At 66.6% G+C, this 8,302-nt stretch carries 7 protein-coding genes; 4 read left to right on the top strand and 3 right to left on the bottom strand.

Annotation, left to right across the window (positions count from 1 at the left end):
- Positions 1 to 411 precede the first annotated feature (411 nt).
- From HMPREF3165_RS13815 to HMPREF3165_RS07485, 3 genes are all read left to right on the top strand, one after another.
- Complete coding sequence (locus HMPREF3165_RS13815) at positions 412 to 702, top strand: hypothetical protein (RefSeq protein ID WP_256275217.1); 291 nt, start codon at positions 412 to 414, stop codon at positions 700 to 702.
- A 502-nt stretch (positions 703 to 1,204) separates the two neighbouring features.
- Positions 1,205 to 1,999, top strand: a complete 795-nt coding sequence (locus tag HMPREF3165_RS07480) for a hypothetical protein (protein WP_070512025.1) — start codon at positions 1,205 to 1,207, stop codon at positions 1,997 to 1,999.
- 42 nt (positions 2,000 to 2,041) lie between these two features.
- On the top strand, positions 2,042 to 2,794 hold the full coding sequence (locus tag HMPREF3165_RS07485) for a potassium channel family protein (protein WP_070512027.1): 753 nt from the start codon (positions 2,042 to 2,044) through the stop codon (positions 2,792 to 2,794).
- A gap of 160 nt (positions 2,795 to 2,954) precedes the next feature.
- Here HMPREF3165_RS07485 and HMPREF3165_RS07490 read toward each other — a convergent pair whose 3' ends face one another.
- The 3 genes from HMPREF3165_RS07490 to HMPREF3165_RS12900 all read right to left on the bottom strand — a co-directional run bounded on the left by HMPREF3165_RS07490 (position 2,955) and on the right by HMPREF3165_RS12900 (position 6,318).
- On the bottom strand, positions 2,955 to 3,257 hold the full coding sequence (locus tag HMPREF3165_RS07490) for a type II toxin-antitoxin system RelE/ParE family toxin (RefSeq protein ID WP_232211353.1): 303 nt from the start codon (positions 3,255 to 3,257) through the stop codon (positions 2,955 to 2,957).
- Between the two features lie 461 nt (positions 3,258 to 3,718).
- Positions 3,719 to 4,798, bottom strand: coding sequence for an aspartate-semialdehyde dehydrogenase (locus tag HMPREF3165_RS07500; RefSeq protein ID WP_070512030.1), 1,080 nt, complete (start codon positions 4,796 to 4,798; stop codon positions 3,719 to 3,721).
- Complete coding sequence (locus tag HMPREF3165_RS12900; RefSeq protein WP_083303242.1) at positions 4,795 to 6,318, bottom strand: aspartate kinase; 1,524 nt, start codon at positions 6,316 to 6,318, stop codon at positions 4,795 to 4,797. The genes HMPREF3165_RS07500 and HMPREF3165_RS12900 overlap by 4 nt, the downstream gene beginning before the upstream one ends.
- A gap of 342 nt (positions 6,319 to 6,660) precedes the next feature.
- On the opposite strand from HMPREF3165_RS12900, the gene HMPREF3165_RS07510 reads away from it, so the two are divergent.
- Positions 6,661 to 8,085 carry an ATP-binding protein gene (locus tag HMPREF3165_RS07510; protein ID WP_083303243.1) on the top strand — a complete coding sequence of 475 codons (1,425 nt, stop codon included), beginning with the start codon at positions 6,661 to 6,663 and terminating at the stop codon, positions 8,083 to 8,085.
- Positions 8,086 to 8,302 lie beyond the last annotated feature (217 nt).

Here is an 8,302-nt window from a genome sequence, read left to right on the forward strand (position 1 = left end):
GGCCGGGGACATTCCACGCGGCCGGGTGCGCGCTGCTCCGGAGGGGGACACCCTGCGCGGCCGGGGACAGGATTCCGGTCCCCGACAGCGTCGAATGCCCCCAACCGCACAGAAATGCCCCCGGCGGCGTCGACTGTCCCACCCAGGGAGAAGTGGCCCCATGGGCAGGAGATACCCACCGGCCCTGTGACGCCTGCCTGCACATCACAGGACCCTGTCCCTCGTGCGCCGGCACAGGCAACCGGCCTGACGTCACCACATTCCTCTATTCGGCGGGCCCCAACCGCCGACACGGACAATTTTCTTCACTACACTTCCCGACGACACACCACCCAGATCGAGCCACGGCGCCGCCGCACCCCGGTAACACGCCGGGCACCTCCCAAGCCTTGAGAAGAGCAGCATCGCCACATGAATGAGATCCAACCGTTCCGGCCACTGCAGGCGCCGGTAGCAGTTGCGCTCAGCGCCTTCGCCATCATCGCACTCACGGAACTGCATAGCCTCGACCCCGACTCCACATCATTTTCAATCGACTCATTCAACGCATTATCCGCCGTTGTTTTCTGGATAGTCTCCGCAGGGGTGGTCACCTACAATTCCCCGCAAGCACAAGGGGCGACAAGCGCAGTTTTCACTGTCGCCGCCCTCATGGGCGAGCTCATGCCAGCAAACAGCGAACAAGGACGGAGCGTTCTCTAGCAGATCTCTCCCATCCTGTGGATCCTGGCTGGAATCATGTGCGGATCGGCCGCGGCAACATGCACCACCATCAGCCGCACGAGCAAGCATCACTCAACTCTCAGCATCACGGACCAGCTCCTCGGGAGAATCGCCGTCGCAGTACTTGCCAGCCTCCTGGCGTCCGCACCACTCGTGAGCACCTCACCCTCTCGCTTATGGGCGACACCCGGACAGACCAGTATGTCTATTATCACATTCCTCTGCGGTTTCGCGATGACTGCATTTGCCGGACTATCGCCCTTCATTCCCCCGATCTATCTGGTCGTCACCCTTATCCGCTACTACACCTTCGACAACGCAGAGGCGGCGGGTACCTAATTGGCCGACATTCTCCCCATCCCTCTTCTCGCCATCTCCGCCACAGCCGGGCTGCTCACCATGTATCACTACAAGAAGCCACGACCAATCACGTCGGGCCAATCCACAGAACCCTAGATCTCACCACAGAACAAGGACACCCATGAAGAATGAGATCTCTTTTCAGCAGGTGCGCGCCCCCATCGCCGTGGCACTCACGGTCATCCTCAATTCGATGTTCGCCCTCCCCTCTGATGCACGCCTGACAGATCCCCCCAAGGTTGAGAGTCCGCTCCTCCTCGCCGCGATCCTGTTTGTTTTCCCTCTGGTGATATGGAATCACCCGCCCAGCCTGACGGCTTCAGGAGCAACCCTGCTGATCCTGAGCGTCCTGAAAGATTCCGACGGAGGTACGCTGGCGTATTTCGAAGACGCCGCCAGGCCTTTATGGTTCACCGCCGGCTTGCTTCTGGGCGCGGCGCTCGCCTTCGTAGCAAGAAAGCACGTACGCTCGACCCTCTCGCAGGTATCCGGATGGAGGTACATCCTCCACCCCGCACGGCTGGCTGAGGCACTCATCGGAATTGGCGCCATCCTCGTTCTTTTCAGCCCTCCAAACACGATACTTGTCCAGGCCGATAATACTGACGCCCCCACCATCCAGAGAACCCTGCTCTTCTGGTTCGCCGCAGGGCTATTCATTACCCTCTTGGCCGCCGTCTCACCGACGGCGACGATCATCTGCTTGGCTGCCGTCGTCTGGTTCCACGGCATCAACGAGCACAGTGCGTTTCCCACCACCGGCACCGTTTCCATCCTGTTCGTCCTGGTACTGGTGAGCGTCAGCCCTCTGTTCGTCCTGCACGATCTCCCAGCGCAGGAGACCGAGAATTCCGACGCCAGCACCGGCGACGTCGGCGTCGACGGTCCAGGCCGCGCAGAAATGCCCCACCGGTGAGGGCAACACAGTCTTCTCCCCAGCGCCGTCTACTATCGGTCCATGCCGTCTGAAATCAGCCCGGGCGCTCGGCTGCGGGCGTGGGAGCGGGCCGCTGAGTGGCCGCTGGCAGGCGCCGCCATCGTCTTCCTGGGTGCCTATGCCTGGGAGGTCCTCACCAACGCGCAAGGCGCGGCCAAGGAGACGGCCGAGCTCGTGATCGGCGCCGTGTGGGCACTGTTCGGCCTCGACTATCTTGTCCGCCTGGTCCTGGCGCCGAACCGGGGCCGCTGGTTCCTCCGCCACCTGCCCGACCTGGCGATCATTGTCCTGCCGATCCTGCGGCCGCTCAGGCTTCTGCGCCTGGTGACGCTCGTGAGCATCATGCAGCGCAGCGCCGGCACCGCGCTGCGCGGGCGCATCACCCTGTACACGGCCGGCAGTGCCGCCCTGCTCATCTTCACCTCGGCACTGGCCGTGCTGGATGCGGAGCGTCATGAGCCGGGCTCCTCGATCCAGTCCTTCGGCCAGGCCCTGTGGTGGGCGCTGACGACGATCACCACTGTCGGCTACGGCGACACCTTCCCGCTCTCCACGCAGGGGCGCTTCATCGCAGCGCTGCTCATGATCGGTGGGGTGGCACTGGCCGGCGTCGTCACGGCGACCCTGGCCTCGTGGATCGTCTCGCTGGTCGAGGAGGAGAACGCCGAGCAGGAGGCCGCCACGCAGGCGCAGGTGGCAGCCCTGCAGCAGCAGGTCAGCGAGCTGAGCCAGCGCATCGACCGCCTCCTGGAGGAACGCGGCTTGGGACGCTGACGGTGTGCCTCCCCCGGTCCGACGTCGGCCCCACTGACCGCGCAGACACCGAACCGAGCCGGGCATCTCTCGCGGAGGACAACAGAATTTCTGTCCGGCTACGCGAAAGATGCCCGGCTCGGCGCGGAGGGCTACGCCGCACACAGATTCGCAAGCTCAGTCATTCATCGTCGGCACGCAGAAGCGGACCATAGTCGCGCCCGCCGTAGTAGACGCCGATGATCTCAATCATCTCATCGGTGATGGCGAAAGCGATGACAGCACGTCGGCGAAACCCGATGGTGCGCAGGCCGGGGCGGATGTCGTCGCGAGCGCGACCAACCATTGGGAAGTCGGCCAACGCATCGCACCGGTCCATCAGCGCGGTCACGTAGGCCTCGGCGCGATCAGGGAAGCCCGACTCGTGTGCGATCCAGTCGTAGAGATCGGTCAGATGACGCTGCGCCTGCGGAGAGTATCCCACACGCCGGGTCACAGATCGCCCTCACGCCTCGGAGGTCCGGCGGGAGTGATGGGCCGCGATGTGGGCACGCACCTGCGAGGCATTCAGGGCCAACGAGGGATCAGCCCTCAGCTCGTCATACGCTGGCGCCACATCGCCGCGCAGCCAGGCATCAACGGCCTCCTCACGGGCGAACAGCTCCCGGAGTCCATCAGTGACTGCCTCACTGCGGTCGGTGTAAGCACCCGATGCGACGCGCTGCTCCAACTCGTCCGCCAGATGAGTTGGCAGAGTGACACTCACTTGTCTGCTCACAGGACACCTCCTCTCCTCTGATGGACGGGACTCTACACCGGGCTCCTGGGAAGATCGGCGGCCGCACTGACCGCGCAGACACCGAGCCGGGCACGTCTCGCGCAGCCCGACCGCATAACGGTCGCCTCACGCGAAAAGTGCCCGGCTCGGCGAAAGAGAGGACCCGGTCAGCCCCGCAGCTCGGCGGCCACCAGCTCGGCCAGCTCGACGGCGTTGAGGGCCGCGCCCTTGCGCAGGTTGTCCCCGACGGCGAAGAACTGCAGGCCGTGGCCCGGAGCGAAGGCCTGGTCGGCACGCAGACGCCCCACGAAGGTGCCGTCGCGGCCGGCGCCCTTGAGGGGGCTGGGCACGTCGTCGTAAGTGACGCCGGGAGCCGCCTCCAGCAGCTCGCGGGCACGCTCGACACTGATCTCGCGCTCGAACTCGGCGTTGATGCTGAGCCCGTGGCCGGAGAACACCGGGATCCGCACGCAGGTGCCGGAGACCAGCAGGTCCGGGATCCCCAGGATCTTGCGGGACTCGTTGCGCAGCTTCTGCTCCTCGTCGGTCTCACCGGAACCGTCACCGGCGTCGCCGCCGGCCCAGGCCACGGCGTTGAAGGCGATGGTGTCGACGTAGACCTCCGGCGCGGGGAACTCGACGGCCCGCCCATCCAGGGCCAGGCCCTCCATGTCCTCGTTCACGACGGCGCGCACCTGCCCGGCCAGCTCGGCCACCCCGGCCCGACCCGAGCCGGAGACGGCCTGGTAGGTGGAGACGATGAGGCGGATGAGCCCGGCCTCCTCGTGCAGCACCTTGAGGGCCGGCATGGCCGCCATGGTGGTGCAGTTGGGGTTGGCGATGATGCCCTTGGGGCGCTCGCGCAGCGCGTGCGGGTTGACCTCGCTGACCACGAGCGGCACCTCGGGGTCCTTGCGCCAGGCCGAGGAGTTGTCGACGACGACGGCCCCGGCTGCGGCGAAACGCGGGGCGTGCTCGCGCGAGGCCGCACCCCCGGCGGAGAAAATGGCGACGTCGATGCCGGTCAGGTCCGCGGTGGCGACGTCCTCAACCTCGACCTGGGCGCCGCGGAAGTCCACGACGGTCCCGGCGCTGCGGGCCGAGGAGAAGAAGCGCACCGAGCGGGCGGGGAAGTCGCGCTCGGCCAGCATGGCACGCATGACGCGGCCGACCTGGCCGGTGGCCCCCACGACGGCGACGCAGACGCCGTCGGCCACTCCGGTGTAGGTGTTCACGGGATTGCTCATCGTCCGGTCCCTCCGTAGACGACCGCCTCGGCGGCCTGGGCGTCGAGGCCGAAGGCGGAGTGGACGGCGCGCACGGCCTCGTCGAGTACGGCGTCGTCGACCACCACCGAGATGCGGATCTCGGAGGTGGAGATCATGTGGATGTTGACCCCGGCCTCGCTCAACGAGCCGAACAGGCGCGCGGAGACCCCCGGGTTGGAGCGCATGCCGGCCCCCACCAGGGACAGGATGCCGATGTCAGGGTTGAAGTGCAGGCTTCGGAAGCCCAGCTCCTCGCGGGCGGCCTCGAGGGCCTCGCGGGCGGCGGCGGAGTCGCCGTCGGGGCAGGTGAAGGAGATGTTGGTCAGGCCCGTCCCCTCGGCGGAGACGTCCTGGACGATCATGTCGATGTTGGCGTCGGTGCCGGCCACGATCGCGAAGATGCGGGCGGCGGCGCCGGGGACGTCGGGCACGCCCACGAGCGTGATCTTGTCCTGGCTGCGGTCGTGGGCGATTCCGGAGATGACGGGGGCTTCCACGTGGTCCTCCTTGGCGGTCGGGCGGGGGCGGGCCTGGGCCCGCGCGGCGATGGCATTGCGGTGCGCGGTGTCGACGACGGAGGCCGAGGGCCCCTCGTCGAGCCCGGCGGGGTCTGAGGGCGAGGCCGGGGCGGCTCCCCAGGCCTCATCGGCGGACTGCGGGGCGGCCGGGCTCGCGGCGCTCGGGGCACTGGGCGAGCTGTCAGTGTCGGCGGCGACGACGTCGTCGAGCTGGGCGGCCACGACCGAGGGCACGAAGGCGCCCTCGCGGCGGCCGTCGTAGATCCAGGTCCCGGTCTTGTCGGAGAAGGAGGAGCGCACGTGCAGGGGCACCCCGAAGCGGCGGGCGTACTCCACGGCCCGCAGGTGGAGGATCTTGGCGCCGTGGGCGGCCAGCTCCAGGGTCTCCTCGCTGGAAAGAGACTCGATGCGCTTGGCGGTGGGGACGATGCGGGGGTCAGCGGTGAACAGGCCGTCGACGTCGGTGTAGATCTCGCAAACGTCGGCGTTGAGGGCCGCGGCCAGGGCGACCGCGGTCGTGTCGGAGCCGCCGCGCCCCAGGGTGGTGGTGTCCTCGACCTCGTTGATGCCCTGGAAGCCAGCGACGATGGCGACCGAGCCGGTCTGGATGGAACGGGCCACACGCTCGGGCAGCACGCCGACGATGGAGGCCTTGCCGTACTTGGAGTCGGTGAGGACCCCGGCCTGGGCGCCGGTGTAGGCGCGCGCCGGGACGCCGAGCTCGGAGACGGCCATGGCGAGCAGGGCCACGGAGATGCGCTCACCGGCGGACAGCAGGATGTCCATCTCGCGGGCGGGGGCGTCGGTGGTCAGGGCGGCGGCCTGGTCGAGGAGCTCGTCGGTCGTGTCTCCCATCGCGGAGACGACGACAACGACCGTGTTACCGGCCTCGCGGGTGGCGACGATGCGCCGGGCGACGCGCCGCATCGCGTCGACGTCGCTGACGGACGAGCCGCCGTACTTCTGGACGACCAGTGCCATAAGGCGCTCCTCGGGTCCTGGAATCAGTGCGTGTCTAGCATCAGGTGCTCCGCGCCGGTGCGGGCGTCCTGGCAGGGGCTTCCGGGGATGGAGCCGTCGCCGTGCGGCGCCCACGACGACGTGGCTGAGGTCAAGCATACGGTGCGCCGTGTTGCCTGCACATCACGCGGCCCGCAGCTCCCTCCCCGCACGCCCTGCGACCACACTTCGACCGAATCTTCAGAATCGACCCGGAGCCGCGTCGTTTCTGAAGTTTTGGTCGAAGTGTCGACGTGAGGCGGGCCCGAGAGCCACCCCGCTCACACCCACTCTTACGTACTCTAAAAATGTTAGAGTAGAACCATGGGCCACGACGACATTGATGCGCTACTCAACCTCCCCATCAACGAACGCAGTGAGCGACTGGCTCAGACGCAGGAGAACCAGTGGTTCGAACGCAAATCCATCCGTGTTGACCAGAAGAGCTTCGCCAAGGCCATCATCGGGATGGCGAACGCGGAAGGTGGAACGGTCGTCGTCGGCTTGAGCGAGAAGCGAGTCGAGGGGACCGACTCCACACCCTCTCAAACCAACAGGCTTCGCCAGGTACCGATGACCATGGTGGCTCCACCACTGCGCGTCCACTTCCGGGAGGTCCCGGTGATGAACGACGACGGCACGCAAGACCATCTTCTCGTCGCCCAGGTACCTCCCAGCCGACACGCACACCGACGCAGTGACGGAACAGCCTTCCTGCGCATGGGCGACTCCACCGTGAAGCTTGACGGCCCGATGTGGGAAGAGCTCGTCTACGACCGGGAGGCCGAGACATATGAGGCCCAGCCCGCCGGTATCACGATGGCTGACCTGAGCGGAAAGGCGATCGATCGACTACGAGCAGAGATCGGCGCGCACGGAGACGACAGCCACGTCTTACGCAGCCGCAGCCTCCTGACACAGGACGGCAAGCCCACCATCGCCGCACTCCTGCTCTTCGGCGCTGCACCCGAGCAGCTTCTGCCGCAGGCACTGGTGCGCGTCCTACGCTACCGAGAGGACGAGACAGGCACCGGAGCGCGCCAAACCATGGAGGCCGACGGCGATCGACGCCTCGAGGGCACCATCCCAGACGTCATCGCCAGAGCAGCTGAGCTCATCGATCAGTGGGCCCCCAAGCGCAGGGCCCTGAAGAACGAGGGGACCTTCGGCCCCACGGACATCATCCCCCGGGACGCCTGGCTGGAGGCCGTGGTGAACGCCGTCGTCCACCGCTCTTACTCGATGGCTGGAGACCACATCCGCGTGTCGATCTTCCCCCACCGCATCGAGGTTTCCAGTCCGGGCCGTTTTCCCGGAATGAGCGATCCGAGTCGCCCGCTCGAGATCGCGCGATACGCACGCAACCCGCGCATCGCGAGGGTGTGCGCGGACCTCGGGATCACACAGGAGCTCGGCGAGGGTATTCGACGCATGGTTGACGACATGCGCCGGGCCGGCCTCGCGGACCCTCACTATCGTCAGACCTCAACCAGCGTCATCGTGAGGCTGGATGCGACGTCGGCCATCTCGAGCGACGTCATTGAGAAACTGCCTCACGGCTCGCTCGAGGTCGTCACGCTCCTGCGAAGCACCGGACCATTGGGCACGGGGGAGATTGCGTCGGGCGTCAACGCATCCCGCCCTACGGTCCTGCGGTGGCTCAAGACGCTGCGCGAAGAGGGACTGGTGGAGCGCAGAGGACAGTCACCTCGAGACCCGCGAGCCACATGGTACGTCCCCGGCACCTGATCCCCCGCCACTGCCGCCTCACTGCCCGCAGCAGAGTCCTCCGGCCACCCACTGACATCTACTCTAAAATATTGAGAGTAGCGACGTGAACTTGCAGAACGTTGGAATGACAAGGAACAACTCGCCTCGAACGGCGCTACTGCCAACCTACTCGAACGCTACTCGAAGCTCTCTCAACAGCCGCCTGCCCACACTTCGACAGAATCTTCAGAATCGA

This window comes from Actinomyces sp. HMSC08A09 (genome assembly GCF_001807465.1).
GTDB lineage: Bacteria > Actinomycetota > Actinomycetes > Actinomycetales > Actinomycetaceae > Actinomyces > Actinomyces oris.

What these genes read in the sequence shown, in the direction of transcription:
- HMPREF3165_RS07500 (WP_070512030.1), bottom strand. Translation starts at nt 4,798, where the DNA reads ATGAGCAATCCCGTGAACACCTACACCGGAGTGGCCGACGGCGTCTGC.
- HMPREF3165_RS07480 (WP_070512025.1), top strand. Translation starts at nt 1,205, where the DNA reads ATGAAGAATGAGATCTCTTTTCAGCAGGTGCGCGCCCCCATCGCCGTG.
- HMPREF3165_RS07485 (WP_070512027.1), top strand. Translation starts at nt 2,042, where the DNA reads ATGCCGTCTGAAATCAGCCCGGGCGCTCGGCTGCGGGCGTGGGAGCGG.
- HMPREF3165_RS12900 (WP_083303242.1), bottom strand. Translation starts at nt 6,318, where the DNA reads ATGGCACTGGTCGTCCAGAAGTACGGCGGCTCGTCCGTCAGCGACGTC.
- HMPREF3165_RS07510 (WP_083303243.1), top strand. Translation starts at nt 6,661, where the DNA reads ATGGGCCACGACGACATTGATGCGCTACTCAACCTCCCCATCAACGAA.
- HMPREF3165_RS13815 (WP_256275217.1), top strand. Translation starts at nt 412, where the DNA reads ATGAATGAGATCCAACCGTTCCGGCCACTGCAGGCGCCGGTAGCAGTT.